The organism is Sphingomonas rosea (assembly GCF_039538065.1).
In the GTDB taxonomy this organism is placed as follows: Bacteria; Pseudomonadota; Alphaproteobacteria; order Sphingomonadales; family Sphingomonadaceae; genus Sphingomicrobium; species Sphingomicrobium rosea.
In genome coordinates, this window is record NZ_BAABBR010000001.1 from 1960812 (window position 1) to 1976126 (window position 15315).

At 66.5% G+C, this 15315-nt stretch carries 10 protein-coding genes; 5 read left to right on the forward strand and 5 right to left on the reverse strand.

Features of this window, described 5'->3' with window-relative positions; translation table 11 throughout:
• Positions 1-11: 11 nt before the first annotated feature.
• The 3 genes from ABD693_RS09725 to ABD693_RS09735 are packed head-to-tail and all read left to right on the forward strand — an operon-like array spanning position 12 to position 3703.
• Entirely contained in the window at positions 12-998 is a 987-nt protein-coding gene (locus tag ABD693_RS09725) for an aldo/keto reductase (RefSeq protein ID WP_344696866.1), read from the forward strand.
• Positions 999-1037: 39 nt separating this feature from the next.
• The gene (locus ABD693_RS09730) at positions 1038-1793 is read left to right on the forward strand and encodes an alpha/beta fold hydrolase (RefSeq protein ID WP_344696867.1); all 756 of its coding nucleotides are present in this window, start codon (positions 1038-1040) and stop codon (positions 1791-1793) included.
• A gap of 50 nt (positions 1794-1843) precedes the next feature.
• Positions 1844-3703: a M2 family metallopeptidase gene (locus ABD693_RS09735; RefSeq protein ID WP_344696868.1), complete on the forward strand. Its 1860-nt coding sequence runs from the start codon at positions 1844-1846 to the stop codon at positions 3701-3703.
• Between the two features lie 41 nt (positions 3704-3744).
• Here ABD693_RS09735 and ABD693_RS09740 read toward each other — a convergent pair whose 3' ends face one another.
• The 3 genes from ABD693_RS09740 to ABD693_RS09750 all read right to left on the reverse strand — a co-directional run bounded on the left by ABD693_RS09740 (position 3745) and on the right by ABD693_RS09750 (position 5920).
• A complete protein-coding gene (locus ABD693_RS09740; protein ID WP_344696869.1) occupies positions 3745-4806 on the reverse strand; it encodes an SDR family oxidoreductase in 1062 nt (353 codons plus the stop codon).
• A gap of 82 nt (positions 4807-4888) precedes the next feature.
• Complete coding sequence (locus ABD693_RS09745; RefSeq protein ID WP_344696870.1) at positions 4889-5320, reverse strand: hypothetical protein; 432 nt, start codon at positions 5318-5320, stop codon at positions 4889-4891.
• A 120-nt stretch (positions 5321-5440) separates the two neighbouring features.
• Positions 5441-5920, reverse strand: a complete 480-nt coding sequence (locus ABD693_RS09750; RefSeq protein ID WP_344696871.1) for a peroxiredoxin — start codon at positions 5918-5920, stop codon at positions 5441-5443.
• 106 nt (positions 5921-6026) lie between these two features.
• On the opposite strand from ABD693_RS09750, the gene ABD693_RS09755 reads away from it, so the two are divergent.
• Positions 6027-6599, forward strand: a complete 573-nt coding sequence (locus ABD693_RS09755) for a YqgE/AlgH family protein (RefSeq protein ID WP_344697612.1) — start codon at positions 6027-6029, stop codon at positions 6597-6599.
• A 62-nt stretch (positions 6600-6661) separates the two neighbouring features.
• On the opposite strand, the gene ABD693_RS09760 is transcribed toward ABD693_RS09755, so the two are convergent.
• Complete coding sequence (locus ABD693_RS09760) at positions 6662-9940, reverse strand: TonB-dependent receptor domain-containing protein (protein ID WP_344696872.1); 3279 nt, start codon at positions 9938-9940, stop codon at positions 6662-6664.
• Between the two features lie 196 nt (positions 9941-10136).
• Positions 10137-11552: an adenosylhomocysteinase gene (gene ahcY, locus ABD693_RS09765; RefSeq protein ID WP_344696873.1), complete on the reverse strand. Its 1416-nt coding sequence runs from the start codon at positions 11550-11552 to the stop codon at positions 10137-10139.
• A gap of 310 nt (positions 11553-11862) precedes the next feature.
• Here ahcY and ABD693_RS09770 point away from each other — a divergent pair, with 310 nt between their 5' ends.
• Complete coding sequence (locus ABD693_RS09770) at positions 11863-15252, forward strand: TonB-dependent receptor domain-containing protein (protein ID WP_344696874.1); 3390 nt, start codon at positions 11863-11865, stop codon at positions 15250-15252.
• Positions 15253-15315: the final 63 nt, after the last annotated feature.

Sequence of the window (15315 nt, forward strand, 5' to 3'; positions counted from 1 at the left end):
GGAAAACACCCATGCATACCCGCACCCTCGGCCGTGATGGCCCGACCGTTTCCGCCATCGGCCTCGGCTGCATGGGGATGAGCGAATTCTACGGCACCGGCGACGATGCCGAGAGCATCGCTACCATCCATCATGCGCTCGAGCAGGGAGTGAATTTCCTCGACACGGCCGACATGTACGGGCCGTTCAAGAACGAGGAGCTGGTCGGGCGCGCCATCGCCGACCGCCGCGATCGGGTCTTCCTCGCGACCAAGTTCGCCAACGTGCGCGGCGAGAAGGGCGAATTCCTCGGCGTGCGCGGCGATCCCGACTATGTCCGCTCGGCCTGCGAGGCGAGCCTCAAGCGCCTGGGCGTCGAGACCATCGACCTTTATTACCAGCACCGCGTGGACCCCAACGTGCCGATCGAGGAAACCGTCGGGGCCATGGCGCGGCTGAAGGAAGAGGGGAAGATCCGTTACCTCGGCCTCAGCGAAGCCGCGCCCGCGACCATCCGCCGCGCGCACGCCACGCATCCCATCACCGCGCTCCAGACCGAATACAGCCTGTGGAGCCGCGACGCCGAAGCCGAAGTGCTCCCGACCGTGCGCGAACTCGGCATCGGCTATGTCGCTTATTCGCCGCTCGGCCGTGGCTTCCTGACCGGCGAGATCAAGGCGCCCGAGGACTTTCCCGACGACGACTACCGCCGTTTCCACCCGCGTTTCACCGGCGAGAATTTCGAACGCAACATTGCGATGGTGCGCGAGCTCGAGAAGCTTGCCGCCGACAAGGGTGTCAGCACCGCGCAGCTCGCGCTCGCCTGGGTCCTCGCGCAGGGCGACGACATCGTGCCCATCCCGGGCACCAAGCGGCGCAAGTGGCTCGACCAGAACATCGCCGCGACCGAGATTCGCCTCAGCGGGGAGGAACTGCAGCGCCTCGACCAGATCCTGCCCCCCGGCGCGGCGGCGGGCGACCGCTATCACGCGCAAGGCATGGCGACGGTCAACCGTTAGGCTTCGCACCCACAGGCAAGGCGGCTAAGGGCGCGGCGCATGACCATCACCACCCATCACTGGACCGCCTCGGACGGCGTCACCCTCGCGTGGCGCGAGACCGGGGCGGGGCGGCCGGTGATACTCGTCCACGGCCTGTTCTCGGACGCGCAACTCAACTGGGTGAAGTTCGGCCACGCCGAGAAGCTCGCCGCCGCGGGTTTCCGGGTGATCATGCCCGATCTTCGCGCGCATGGGGAAAGCGACAAGCCGCATGACCCGGCGGCCTACCCGCCCGGGATCCTCGGGCGCGACCTTCTCGAGCTGGTCGCGCATCTGGGGCTTTCCGACTTCGACCTCGGCGGCTTCTCGCTCGGCTCGCGCACCAGCGTCCATGCCGTCGCGAAAGGGCTGTCGCCGCGCCGGCTGATCCTCGCCGGCATGGGGCTCGAGGGGCTGCTCGGTTGGGAGAAGCGCCACGAATTCTTCCTCGAGGCCTTCGAGAAGTTCGAGAGCGCCAGCCGCGGCGACCGCCACTGGTTCGCGGTCCAGTTCATGAAGAGCCAGAAGGTCGACCGCGTCGCGACGAAACTTCTTCTCGAAAGCAATTCGACCGTGACCGAGGCGATGCTCGGCAAGATCATCATGCCGACCCTCGTCCTGTGCGGCGACGATGATCGCGACAATGGCTCAGCGCCCGCGCTCGCCGAGGCGTTGCCCGACGCGCGCTACGAGGAAGTGCCCGGGACCCACACCACGTCGGTCACCCAGCGTGCGCTCGGCGAGGCGATGGTGCGCTTCTTGACGTTGCCCTGAAGGCAGCGCACCAACGCCCCAGTCTTATCGCACAAGAGGGCGTCAACTCCATGAAATTGGCCGCTTCCGTTTCCGTACTCGCGCTTTCGCTCGGCGCCTGCGCCACCGTTCCCACGGCTTCGGCCCCAACCCCGCCCGCGATGGTCGAGGCCGCGCCGGCGATGGCCGACAGCGGCGCCCGCACGCCCGAAGGCGCCCGCGACTTCATCGCCCGGGTCGAGAAGGACCTGTTCGACCTGTCGGTCATCTCGGGCCGCGCGGCGTGGGTGAACGCCACCTACATCACCGACGACACCGACGCTCTTGCCGCTTATTTCGGAACCATCGGCACCGAGAAGGGCGTCCAATACGCCAAGGAAGCCGCCGAATGGTCGAAGGTCCAGGGCCTCGACCTCGACACCGCGCGCAAGCTGAACATCCTGCGCGGCGCCTTGGTGCTGGCCGCGCCGGCGGCCAAGGCGGCCGAACTCAACACCATCGCGACCAAGCTCTCGTCGACCTACGGCAAGGGCCGCGCGACGCTGGACGGCAAGGTCATCACCGGCGACGTCGCCGAGGAGGCGATGGGCACGCTGCGTGACCCGAAGAAGACCGCCGAGGTCTGGACCAGCTGGAACAACAATGTCGGCCGCCCGATGCGCCCCGACTATGCCCGCATGGTCGGCATCGCCAACGAGGGCGCACGTGAACTCGGCTACGACGACACCGGTGCGATGTGGCGCAGCCAGTACGACATGAGCCCGCAGGAATTCTCGGCCATGTACGACCGGCTCTGGTCCGAGGTGAAGCCGCTTTACGACCAGCTCCACTGCTACACCCGCTCGAAGCTCAACCAGAAGTACGGCAATGCCGTACAGCCGGCCAGCGGCCCGATCCGCGCCGACCTTCTCGGCAATCTGTGGGCGCAGGAATGGGGCAACATCTACGACGTGGTCGCGCCCAAGGGCGCGGGCGACGTCGGTTATGACGTGACCGATCTCCTCAAGGCCAAGAAGAAGACTCCGACCGACATGGTCCGGATCGGCGAGGGCTTCTACACCTCGCTGGGCTTCGCACCGCTGCCCGACAGCTTCTGGAAGAACAGCCAGATCGTCCGCCCCGAGGGCCGCGAGGTGATTTGCCACGCGTCGGCCTGGGACCTCGACAACAAGGACGACCTGCGCATCAAGATGTGCACCAAGGTCAATGGCGACGACTTCGTCACTATCCACCACGAGCTTGGCCACAATTTCTACCAGCGCGCCTACAACGGCCAGCCCTATCTCTACCTCAACGGCGCCAACGACGGCTTCCACGAGGCGATCGGCGACTTCATCGCGCTGTCGGTGACGCCCGAATATCTCGTCCAGATCGGGCTGCTTGACCGCAACAAGGTCCCCGACGCGAGCAAGGACACCGGCCTGCTGCTGCGCCAGGCGATGGACAAGGTCGCCTTCCTGCCGTTCGGCCTGATGGTCGACAAGTGGCGCTGGGGCGTGTTCGACGGCTCGATCCCGACCTCTGGCTACGAAGCCGGCTGGAACAAGCTGCGCCTCCAGTATCAGGGGATCACCCCGCCGACCCAGCGGACCGAGGCCGACTTCGACCCGGGTGCCAAATATCACATCCCGGCGAACACGCCCTATGCGCGCTACTTCCTCGCCCGCATCCTTCAGTTCCAGTTCTACAAGGCGGCCTGCGACATGAGCGGCTGGAAGGGCCCGCTCCACCGCTGCTCCTTCTACGGCAACAAGGAAGTCGGCCAGCGGCTCGACGCGATGCTCAAGATGGGGGCGAGCAAGCCATGGCCCGACGCGCTGCAGGTGTTCACCGGCACGCGCGAGATGAGCGGCAAGCCGATGCTCGAATATTTTGCCCCGCTGCAGCGGTGGCTCGAGCAGCAGAATCAGGGCAAGACCTGCGGCTGGTGATTAGACGGTCGTCCCGGCGCGGGCCGGGACGACCATGAAACTCAGCTCATTCCGGCGGCCCTGATCCGACGCTGCGCCTCGCGCGTGCCGACATCCTCGTCGTTGCGGCGGGCGAGGAGGAAGGCGCCGACCGCCGCGCCGCCGACGATGGCAGCCGCGGCGACGGGGTGCATCTGCGCTTCGAGGAACAAGCTCGTCTTGCGCGTGAACGGCTCCTGGTTGCCCTCGACCCGGCCATCGACCCGCGGTTCGAACAGATTGTCGGCGGTGCCGGGGGCGGGCGGGATGCTGCTGGTCTGGCTGGCCTCGCCGCCCACCAGTTCCATGCCCTTGTCGGCAAGCCGCGGAAGGGCAGGGGCAAGGGTCGTCAGCGCCAGTCCGCCGCCGCCGACGATCAGGGTGCGGCGTTTGTGCTCGGCGGCAAAGCAGACCGCCTTGGCGACCAGCGCGGCGTCGTACAGCGGCTGGGGCAGCCGCGCCGGCTTCTCCAGCTTGTTGCGGGCATGCTCGGGATACATGGTGTCGATCGCGGCGGGCTTGATCAGCGTGACCGAGATCGGCGCGCCGTCCTGCTCGAGCTCCATCCGCAGCGCATCCGTGAACTGCATCACCGCCGCCTTCATCGCGCAATAGGGGCCCTGGAGGGGGATCGCCCGGTTCGACAGGACCGAGCCGATATTGATCAGCGCGCCGCCGTCGGCCCTGAGGTGCCTGACCGCCTCCATGCTGCCCTGGACGAGTCCGAAATAGCCGACGTCGAACACCCGCCGATGCTCCTCGAGGCTGACCTCCTCGAGCCGCGCGTACATGGCGGCCGCGGCATCGTTCACCCACGTGTCGATCCGGCCGAACGCTTCGATCGCGCGGGCGGCGAGCTTGGCCGCCGCGCCCTCGTCGGCGACGTCGAGGTCGATCGCGACCGCTTGCCCGCCCTTGTTGCGGATCGCGACCACCGCTTCGTCGAGCGCCTCGGCGTTGCGGGCGGCGAGCACCACCTTCGCACCAAGGGCCGCCGCGCGCCGCGCGATGGCGAGCCCGATTCCGCTCGAGGCGCCGGTGATCACCATCACCTGCTCGGACAAGGGCTTCAACGATCCGGCCATTCTTCACTCCCGCTCTTGGGTTCTCATTCGAAAAGGGGGCGCCGGATCGCTCCGACGCCCCCATTCAATTCCCGACTGCCGCTCAGGCTCCGTAGGCGACGCTACCGACCTTGGTCTGGTCCTTGACCGTCTCGTCGAGCCCCGCCGCCTTGCTGCCGACGGGGGTCGAGGACGCGGTCGCCTTGGCGCCGCCGCTGGGCGCGGTGGCGCGGGTGCCGCCGGCCGCCGAGGCGCTGGTGCTGGTATCCGAATTGGCGAGCTTGTCGGCCTGCCTCGCCGAGGGGCTTGCGGCGCCGGTGCCGGTGTCGTCGGCGTCTTGGCCCCACTTCATCAGCGGGCGATCATCCTTCGACCGGGTCAGGAAATAGGCGGCCGCGCCGGCGGCGCCCGCGAGGGTCGCGACCGCGGCGGCGGTCAAGGGGCGGCTCTTCACACCCTCGACGATCCTGTCGCGCTTGCGGGTCTGCGCGGTGCCGCGGCTCTTGCGCGTCGTCTGCTGCTTGGTCGTCGCCATCTCATCCTCCGTTACGCTTCCGGGAAGCTTCTCGGGGGAAACGAAGAAGAGCGGAGTCGGTGCCGCGAGGTGCGGCTGGCGGTGCCGGGCACGGGGCCGGGCACCGCCCGATACGTCAGCTCAGAGCTGCTCGAGCAGGGTCTCGGCGCTCGACGCCTTATATTCGCCCGGCGCCTCGACATTGAGCTGCTCGACCACGCCATCGTTGACGATCATCGAATAGCGCTGCGAGCGGGTGCCCATGCCGAAGCCCGAGCCGTCCATGGTGAGGCCCAGCGCCTGCGCGAGCTGGCCGTTGCCGTCGGCGATCATGGTGATGTCCTCGCTGCCCTGGTCCTTGTTCCAGGCAGCCATGACGAAGGCGTCGTTGACGCTGGTGCAGGCGATCTCGTCGACGCCCTTGCCGCGCAGCTCGTTGGCCTTCTCGACATAGGAGGGAAGGTGCTTGGCCGAGCAGGTCGGGGTGTAGGCACCCGGGACCGCGAACAGCGCGACCTTCTTGCCGCCGAAATAGTCGCCGGTGGTCGTGGGCTTGGGGCCTTCGCTGGTGGCGATGGTCAGCGGCATGTCGGGCAGGCGGTCGCCAACGTTGATGGTCATGAGGGTGCGCTCCTTGCGTGAAGAGGTCGTCGTGCGGTTGCTCTACCCACCGTTCGTGACCCCAACAAGACTTGTGCCGACGCGCCGCCATGCCAAGATGGGCGCGATGGCGGATGCCCCCTTTCTGTCCGGAAAACTCCTGCTGGCCATGCCCGGAATGGCCGACCCCCGGTTCGAGCGCTCGGTGACGGCGCTGTGCGTCCATGACGAGAATGGGGCGGTCGGGATCGGCATCAGCCACAAGCGCGCCGGGATCCGGCTGCGCGGGCTCCTCAAGCAACTCGATCTCGATCCGGGCGAGGCACCCGACGAGGCGATCCACCATGGCGGGCCGGTCGAGCCCGGGCGCGGCTTCGTCCTCCATTCGGACGACTGGGGCGGCGAGGATACGCTGCAGGTGGTCAGCACCTCGGGCAAGCTGTGGGCGATGACCGGCACGATCGACGTGCTGCGCGCGATCGCCGAGGGGCGGGGGCCGTCGCGCTGGCTGGTGGCTCTGGGCTATGCCGGCTGGGGTCCGGGACAGCTCGAGGACGAAATGACCCGCCACGGCTGGTTCGCCGCCAACGGACGCAGCGAACTCCTGTTCGACACGCCCACCGACGAGCGCTGGGGCGCGGCGTTCAAGTCCGAGGGCATCGACCCGCGTCTCCTCGCCAGCGAAACCGGCGCTGCCTGACCTCCACGAAAGAGGGCGGCCACCCCGAAGAGTGACCGCCCCGTTTTCCTCCGCTGCGCCGCTTAGAAGCGAACCGTCGCGCCGGCGCGGAAGTAGCGCCCGAGGATGCCGCGGAAGTAGGTGACCGTGCCACCGCCGACGGGCGACGGGTAGGGCGGCTTGGTGTCGAAGACGTTGTCGACGACGAAGCGCAGCTGGAACCGCTCCGCGATGTCGAAGCCGATCGCCGTGTTGACGAACACGACGCTGCCGACCCGGTCCGGGGTCTGGAAATTGGCGGCATTGGTGTTCGAGAACTTCGCCTTCCCGAGGTAGGAGAAGCCGATCAGCGCGTTGAACACCTTGTCGTCGTAGGTGAAGTTGGCGAGGCCCTTGTGCTTCGACAGGCCGATCGTCCCGGCATTGTTGACGAAGGTGCCGCCAACGGTCTGGCTGCCGAGCGTGTCGAGATACTGGTAGTCGACCTTGACGCCGAGCTTGCTGCTCGCGCCCAGCCACGGTGCGCGGCTGGTATAGCCGGCATTGGCGATGATCCCCTTGTAGCGGAGGATCGCCTGATTGGCGTAACCGGTACGGATGAAGTCGAGCTGACCGCTCGCGTCACGGCTGGTGCGGGCGCAGAACGGGTTCGAGGCGAAGTTGCTCGAATCGTAGCAGGCGGCGAGCACCTGGTCCGCGCCGAAGTCGGTGATCACGTCCTTGATCTTGATGTCGACGTAATCGACCGACGCCTGGAAGCCGCGCAGGAAGGTCGGCTGAAGCAGCGCGCCGATAGTCCAGCTATCGGCCTTTTCGGCGCTCAGCGAACGGTCGCCCGCGACACCTTGCGGGAACGAACGCTGGTTCGACAGCGCGCTGAACGTGCTCGGGTTGGCGATCCCGGCCGCGATGCAGTTGGCGCGACGCTGCGTCGGATTGGGACCATTATCGACTTCGGCCTGATCGCACGGGTCGGTCGCGAAGCCGAAGAAGCTCTGCGTCGGATTGGCGAATTCGGTGATCGAGGGCGAGCGGATCGAGCGCGTGTAGTTTCCGCGGATCGTCAGGTCGCGAACGGGCTGGTAGCGGCCGCCCGCGGTCCAGGTGAGGTCACCGCCCGACAGGCTGTTGTTGACGTAACGCGCCGCGCCCTTGAGCTCGAGCGCCCGAATGAACGGGATGTTGTTGTCCGGCCCGATCAGCTCGGCGCGAAGTTCGCCGAACACTTCGTCGGTGTTGAAGCTGGCGTTGCTGCCGACGATCGGAACGGTCTGGCCGAACGAGCTGGGATCGTTGTTCGGATTGCCGTCGCCATTTTCATCGACCAGCGGCGTGTTGTCGGGGCCGCCGCGGAAGAAGGCGCCCGGATCGAACTTCTGGCTCTCGTAGCGATGCTCGTAGCCGAGCGCGAAGGCGAGCGAGCCACCCGGAAGCGAGGCGATCGGACCCGCGACCGAGGCGGTGAAGACCGCCTGCTGATTGAGCGCCTCGGGCTTCGAGATGCCGGTCACGTAATCGCGCGCGGCCTGCGAGGCCTGGCCGATCCCGAACGGATTGAGCGGGGCGCAGGTGGTGCTGATCGTCGGCGCCGCAGCGTCGCTGATGCCCGTCGTCGGATAAAGCGAACCGCCCGGGCGGCAGATGATCTGCCCGTTCGGCCCGACCACGGCGTCGAGTGCGTTCAGGAGGTTGCGGGTCGCCAGCGAACGCTGGGTCGCGGTGGTCTTCGAGCGGCCGTAGTTGCCGACGATTTCCCAGTTCAGCTCGCGATTGCCGAAGACGTTGATCTTGCCGTCGAGGCCGAGCACCCCGCGCATGACTTCGACCTTGCCCTTAGACTCGCCCGAGATGAGGTCGGTGTTGGCGCGGCCGAGGTAGAAGTAGTTCTGCGGGCCGGTCAGCGGATTGCCCTGATAGTCGAGCCCGAAATTCTGGTCCGACAAGGGGTTGTTGGCGATCGAGTTGAGGATCGCGGTCCGCGCGGCGGTGCTCAGGAACGGGTTGTCGACACTGAGGATGAAGTTGCCGGCAGGAGCGCCGGCGGCGTCGAACAGGCCGCTGTTATATTCCGGCTGGTCGCGCAGGTTCTTGCCGGTGCTGCGAGTGTACCAGCCTTCGGCGAACAGGCGGACATTGTCGGTCAGCTCATACTGGCCAAGCGTCACCGCGTTGACGCGGCTCACGCTCGACAGGAGGTTGCTCAGCGGAACGAGGCTGAAGCCGTTGCCGCCCGACGCATTGATGTTGAACGCGGTCGGGAGACCCGTCGGGTTGCCGAAGTTGATCGGGATTAGGTTGCCATTGGCGTCGAACCGGAACTGGTCGGAGGTCAGCCCGGTCGGATTGACGCCGAAGTTGAGGCTGGGGTCGCCGATAAAGGTGCCCGACTGATTGGGCGACAGCGGGAAGTCGAGACCGAAGGCACCGCCGCCGACGAGCGGAATGCCGGCGTCCGAGATCGCGGGGATGCGGCGATCGGGGAAGATGCGGTTACGGAACGGCTCGCTTGCACTGGTGCGGGCACCGAAGAAGTCGCCCGACCGGGTCAGCGCACGATCGGTGAAGAGCAGGCCCTTCTGCTTGTTGTATTCCGCCGACACGACGACGTTGCCGCGGCCGCCGGCGAAATTCTTGCCGGCCAGCGCGCGCAGTCGGTAGTCGGGGTTATCGCCACGCTGCGAGATGCCGTACTGGCCGTCGAGCTCGATCCCCTGGTAGTTGCGGCGAAGCACGATGTTGACGGTGCCCGCGATCGCGTCCGAACCATAGATCGGGGCGCCGCCGACCGCGATCGTCTCGACCCGGTCGATCAGCTTGGTCGGGATGATGTTGAGATCGACCTGGCTGCCGCCCGATCCCGTCGGGCCGAAGATCGACGAGGTGTTCGAGCCGACGAAGCGGCGGCCGTTGACCAGGGTCAGGGTGCGCTGGGAGCCCAAGCTGAAGAAGTCGACGAAGTTCTGGCCCGGACCGAAGGCCGACTGGCCGCCGACCGGGGTCGCGCCCGGGACGCCGAACGCGGGCTGCTCGTTGAGCGCCTGGCCGAGGGTCGAGAAACCGCGTTCCTCGATGTCCTGCGAGGTGACGGTGATGGTCGGCTCGACCTCGGTGTAGTTGCGGCGCGGAATGCGCGAGCCGGTGACGACGAGCGGTTCGTCGGTGGTTGCGCCGGGCGCAGGAGCGGGGGCGGCGGTCGTCTCGATGGGATCGCAGACGCCATTGTTGTTGTTGTCGACGCAATCCGGCTGCCCGGGCTCGGGCGTGGTGCCTGGCGCGGTCTGAGCGGCAGCGGGGGCGGCGAGGAACGCGCTGAGCGCGATGGCGAGGGTCGACGTGGTGATGGTCAGGCGAGCGGTCGGCATCCGTCTGGTCCCTGTTATTTGATATAGATCAAGCTTTCCTAGCGGTCCCGCCACGTCGCACAAGCGACACGGACCAACGCACGTATTTCTGCCAAAAAGAGTGTCACGCGAATGCAACACGGCCCCGCTGCTGCGCAGCGAGGCCGTGGAGGAAACCCGGTGAGGTCGAAAAATCGTCCTCGCGTGGGAACAAAACTCAGTAGCGATAGTGCTCGGGCTTGAACGGGCCCTGCTGCTTCACGCCGATGTAGCTTGCCTGCTTGTCAGAGAGCTGCGTGAGCTTCACGCCGAGCTTCTCGAGGTGGAGCGCGGCGACCTTCTCGTCGAGGTGCTTGGGCAGGACGTAGACGTCGTTCCCGTACTGCTCCGACTTGGTCCACAGCTCGATCTGCGCGAGCGTCTGGTTGGTGAAGCTGGCGCTCATCACGAAGCTCGGGTGGCCGGTGGCGTTGCCAAGGTTCACGAGGCGGCCCTTCGAGAGGACGATGATCTTCTTGCCGTCCGGGAATTCGACCTCGTCGACCTGCGGCTTGATCTCGGTCCACTTCATGTTGTTCAGCGCGCCGATCTGGATCTCGCTGTCGAAGTGGCCGATGTTGCAGACGATCGCCATGTTCTTCATCGCGCGCATGTGGTCGAGCGTGATGATGTCCATGTTGCCGGTGGCGGTGACGAAGATGTCGGCGCGCGGAGCGGCCTCTTCCATCGTCACGACCTCATAGCCTTCCATCGCGGCCTGGAGCGCGCAGATCGGATCGACCTCGGTCACCAGCACGCGCGCGCCGCCGTTGCGGAGCGAAGCGGCCGAACCCTTGCCGACGTCGCCGAAGCCCGCGACCACGGCGACCTTGCCGGCGAGCATCACGTCGGTGCCGCGACGGATCGCGTCGACCAGGCTTTCCTTGCAGCCGTAGAGGTTGTCGAACTTCGACTTGGTGACGCTGTCGTTGACGTTGATGGCGGGGAAGGGGAGCTTGCCCTGCTTGGCGAGCTCGTAGAGGCGATGGACGCCGGTGGTGGTCTCTTCCGAGACGCCCTTGATCGCGGCGACCGTCTTGGTGAGGTAGCCCGGACGCTCCTTCAGGAACTTGGTCAGCGTCGCGGCGAAGATCTCTTCTTCCTCGTTCGTCGGGGTGAAGAGGGCCTCGCCCGCCTCGACCCGCGCGCCCCACAGCGCGAACATGGTGGCGTCGCCGCCGTCGTCGAGGATCAGGTTGCAGGTGGTGCCGTCGCCGTCCTTCTCCCAGTCGAAGATGCGGCAGACGTAATCCCAATATTCCTCGAGCGTCTCGCCCTTGACGGCGAAAACCGGAACGCCGGTCGCGGCGATCGCGGCGGCGGCATGGTCCTGGGTCGAGAAGATGTTGCAGCTCGCCCAGCGGACGGTCGCGCCCAGGGCGGTCAGGGTCTCGATCAGGACGGCGGTCTGGATCGTCATGTGGAGCGAGCCGGTGATACGCGCGCCCTTCAAGGGCTGGGCGGCGCCATATTCGGCCCGCAGCGCCATCAGGCCCGGCATCTCGGTCTCGGCGATCTCGATTTCCTTGCGGCCGAAGTCGGCGAGGCCGAGGTCCTTGACCAGATAGTCGCGTGTCAGGGTTGCAGTCGCCACGGCTCGTTCACTCCAGCAGAAATCAGTAGGATGGGCGGCCCGTCTGTAGGCTTCGCCCGTTGCCGCGCGCCCTAGCGCCAAGCGCGCTTCAAGGAAACCCCCGCGCGGGCGCGGCTTTCCGGCCCGCCTATGCGTCATGAATTTGCGTTCAACGTCATTGGGGTAATCGCGATTGTGTCATGATTGTCACATCCGGGGAACTCTGTGTCATCCGCGCGCAATATGTGTTTCAAACCGTTCATCACTCATGCAGATGGCCGCGTCCTCCTTTTCTTAACCGGGATTCGGCTACATGCGATTTCAGCCTTCCTTGACTCTGTCAGCTTCCGCCTTCGCGCTTGCCGTCGGCATCGCGTCGCCGGCCGCCGCCCAGCAGACCGCCACCGTCACGCCTGAACAGGCTGAGCAGTGCGCCAAGCTCGGCACCGAGACCGACCGTCAGCTCTGCCTCCAGGGCCAGAAGACAGAAGCCACTCCGGAGCAGGCGGGCGACATCGCCACGCAGAACCCGGCGGAAGTCGCGGCCGACAAGGCCAATTCGGAGACGATCGTCGTCACCGGTTCGCGCATTCGTCGCAGCCCGTTCAGCAGCCCTGATCCCATCACGGTCATCGACCCTGAGCTCGAGCTCAAGGGCGGCCAGAACAGCACCGCCGAGATCCTGCAGTCGAGCCCGGCCGCGGCCGGTTCGTTCCAGATCACCGAGCTCCTCTCGGCCGGTTCGTTCGTCACCAACGGCGGCGTCGGCGCGCAGACCCTGTCGCTCCGCGGCCTCGGCGCCGAGCGTACGCTTGTCCTGCTCAACGGCCGTCGTGCCGGTCCGGCGGGTACCCGCGGCGCGATCGCGGCCTTCGACCTCAACGTCATTCCCTCGGCGATCCTGCAGAACGTCGAGATCCTGAAGACCGGCGCGTCGTCGATCTACGGTTCGGACGCCATCGCGGGCGTGGTCAACCTGATCACCAAGAAGTCGACCGACGGCCTCCAGCTGCGCATCACCGGCACCGCGCCGTTCAAGAGCGGCGGCGAGAACTACGGCGCCAGCGCGACCTGGGGCAAGGAATTCAGCCGCGGCCACATCATCGGCGGCATCGACTACTACCGCCGCAACCGCCTCCAGCGCGGTGACCGCGACTTCCTGCTCTGCTCGGAGGAATATCTCTTCGACACCAGCGGCAACCGTCTCGAGATCAACGATCCGCGCACCGGCCAGCCGCGCTGCAACACGACCAACACGTCGTACGTCAGCCTGTCGAGCGCCTTCACCTACAACAACACCCCCGGCGTCACCTTCAGCACGGTCCAGTTCGACGATCCGGGCGATCGTCTCGCCGAGTTCGTCAGCCCCTACGTCAACACGGCCGGCCTCGCGCTGCCTTCGGGCTTCATCCCGGTCTCGCTGACCTGCTCGACCACCGCTCCGGCCGGCAACGTCGCGGCGACCAACCCGACTACCCAGGCGCTGTGCCGCAACTCGATCGGCATCCTCAACCAGAAGGATCCGCGTCTCGCCAAGGCCGACGTGCAGCCGTCGCTCGACCGCTACACCGCCTACCTCCAGGGCGGCTATGAGATCGGTGACAACATCGAGATCGTCGCCGAGGGCCTGTACAACAAGCGCAAGACGGAGACCTTCAACTTCCGTCAGTTCTTCCCGACCCAGTTCGCGGGCGCCTATCCGGCCGGCTCGACGCTGACCCCGGCGGCGCTCTGCACGCCGCTGCGCCGCGCGACCAAGCTGAACTGCAACCCGGCCGGCACCGGCGACCCCTTCAATGCGGGCTTCACCGGCAACATCCTCGTGACCCCGGTCATCCCGGTCGACACGCGCGTTGCGACCGACGTCGATTACTATCGCGGCGTCATCGGGCTGAAGAGCGACCTCGGCGGCCTGTTCGGCGAGCGCCTCAAGGGCTGGAGCTTCGACAGCTATTACCAGTACAGCCGCAACAACGGTAAGTACACGAACAGCCGCATCTACCAGGACTCGGTCGATCTCCTCGAGTATCGCAGCCAGGCCTGCCAGCCCGGCCAGGTCACCCGCATCCGCAAGGCGGCCTGCGTCGACATCGACCTGACCGATCCGCGCGTCCTCAACGGCGACTTCAACGCCGCCGAGCGCGCGTTCCTGTTCGGCGAAGAGACCGGAAAGACCAAGTACACCCAGCAGACCGCGGAAATCTCGGTCAGCGGCGACCTCATCCGCCTCCCGGCGGGTGCCGTCGGCATCGCGCTCGGTGCCCAGTATCGCCGTGACGAGATCGACGATACGCCCGGCAACATCGCCCAGGCGGTCAACCCGTCGTACGACCCGTCGGTCACCCCGGGCAGCGCGCAGTGCAACCCGGCGGTCAACCCGCTCCAGGTCTGCGATCGCCTGATCAGCAACGTCTACGGCCAGTCGGTCTCGGGCCGCACCGCGGGCTTCACCACCTCGAAGGAAGCGTTCGGCGAAATCGAGGTTCCGCTGATCTACAACACGCCGTTCATCCAGAACCTGACCCTGTCGGCCGCCGCGCGTGTCGTGCAGGGCTATGCCGAGCGTTTCGACGGCGCCAGCAAGAAGAACAAGTCGAGCTGGACCTACAAGATCGGCGGCAACTGGACGGTCAACGACTGGCTCCGCTTCCGCGGTTCGTACGGCACCTCGTTCCGCGCCCCGGCGCTGTTCGAGCAGTTCCTCGCCAACCAGACCGGTTTCCAGAATCAGTCGGCGATCGACCCCTGCTACCGTTACGGTGTCGGCCTCGCGCCGGCCGACTACAACCGCGTCCAGCAGCGTTGCGCCGCGCTCGGCCTCGCGCCCGACTATTCGGCCGCGGGCAGCAGCTCGGCCACCGTCATCTCGGGTGGCGGCGTCGGCGTCCTCAATCCGGAAACCTCGACCGCCAAGAGCTTCAGCGTCGTGCTGACGCCCAAGGCCGGTCTGTGGAACGGCATGCGCCTGAGCGTGGCGGTCGATTACTTCGACATCCGCGTGAAGAACCAGCTGACCACGCTGGGTGCCGGCAACATCCTGTTCGGCTGCCTCGACTCGAACAACTATCCGAACGACCCGCTCTGCGCGCTCGCGGTGCGCGACACCAACCCGGCGTCGACCACCTTCGGCAACATCCTGTCGGTGCGTAACCCGTATGTGAACATCAACCAGGAGAAGAACCGCGGCGTCGACCTCACGGTCCGCGTCACGCAGGACCTCGGCAAGTACGGCCGCCTGTCCTTCCTGGGCGAGCAGACCTGGCAGCTCGAGGATCTCTTCCTCCTGTTCGCCGGTTCGGAATCGAACAGCGAAGGCACCACCGGCGAGCCGAAGTTCGTCGGCGACTACAAGCTGACCTGGGACAAGGGTCCGTGGTCGGTGTTCTACGGCATGACCGTCACCAGCCGCGTGTCGGACGAGCAGTTCGTCCGCAACTCGCGCAACGGCCAGGTCTGCTTCAGCAGCCTGATCCGCGGTGGCAACGTCTGCCCGATCTACAGCTTCCCGGCGCAGTTCTACCACAGCGCGTCGGTCAGCCGTTCGATCGCCGACGGCAAGTTCCGGATGACGCTCGGTGTCAGCAACCTGTTCGACACCAAGCCCCCGCGGCCGTCGGGCACCGGTGGCAACACCTCCGTGCTCGGCCAGATCCCGACCTTCGGGACCCAGTATGACCTGCTCGGTCGCCGCGCCTTCATCAGCGTGAACGCCAAGCTCTAAACCGACTGACAGCCCCCGCCCTCGAGAGAGGGGCGGGGGCTTCTTTCTCGCCAAAGGAACAGA

What these genes read in the sequence shown, in the direction of transcription:
- ABD693_RS09760 (WP_344696872.1), bottom strand. Translation starts at nt 9,940, where the DNA reads ATGCCGACCGCTCGCCTGACCATCACCACGTCGACCCTCGCCATCGCG.
- ABD693_RS09725 (WP_344696866.1), top strand. Translation starts at nt 12, where the DNA reads ATGCATACCCGCACCCTCGGCCGTGATGGCCCGACCGTTTCCGCCATC.
- ABD693_RS09730 (WP_344696867.1), top strand. Translation starts at nt 1,038, where the DNA reads ATGACCATCACCACCCATCACTGGACCGCCTCGGACGGCGTCACCCTC.
- ABD693_RS09745 (WP_344696870.1), bottom strand. Translation starts at nt 5,320, where the DNA reads ATGGCGACGACCAAGCAGCAGACGACGCGCAAGAGCCGCGGCACCGCG.
- ABD693_RS09740 (WP_344696869.1), bottom strand. Translation starts at nt 4,806, where the DNA reads ATGGCCGGATCGTTGAAGCCCTTGTCCGAGCAGGTGATGGTGATCACC.
- ABD693_RS09735 (WP_344696868.1), top strand. Translation starts at nt 1,844, where the DNA reads ATGAAATTGGCCGCTTCCGTTTCCGTACTCGCGCTTTCGCTCGGCGCC.
- ABD693_RS09755 (WP_344697612.1), top strand. Translation starts at nt 6,027, where the DNA reads ATGGCGGATGCCCCCTTTCTGTCCGGAAAACTCCTGCTGGCCATGCCC.
- ABD693_RS09750 (WP_344696871.1), bottom strand. Translation starts at nt 5,920, where the DNA reads ATGACCATCAACGTTGGCGACCGCCTGCCCGACATGCCGCTGACCATC.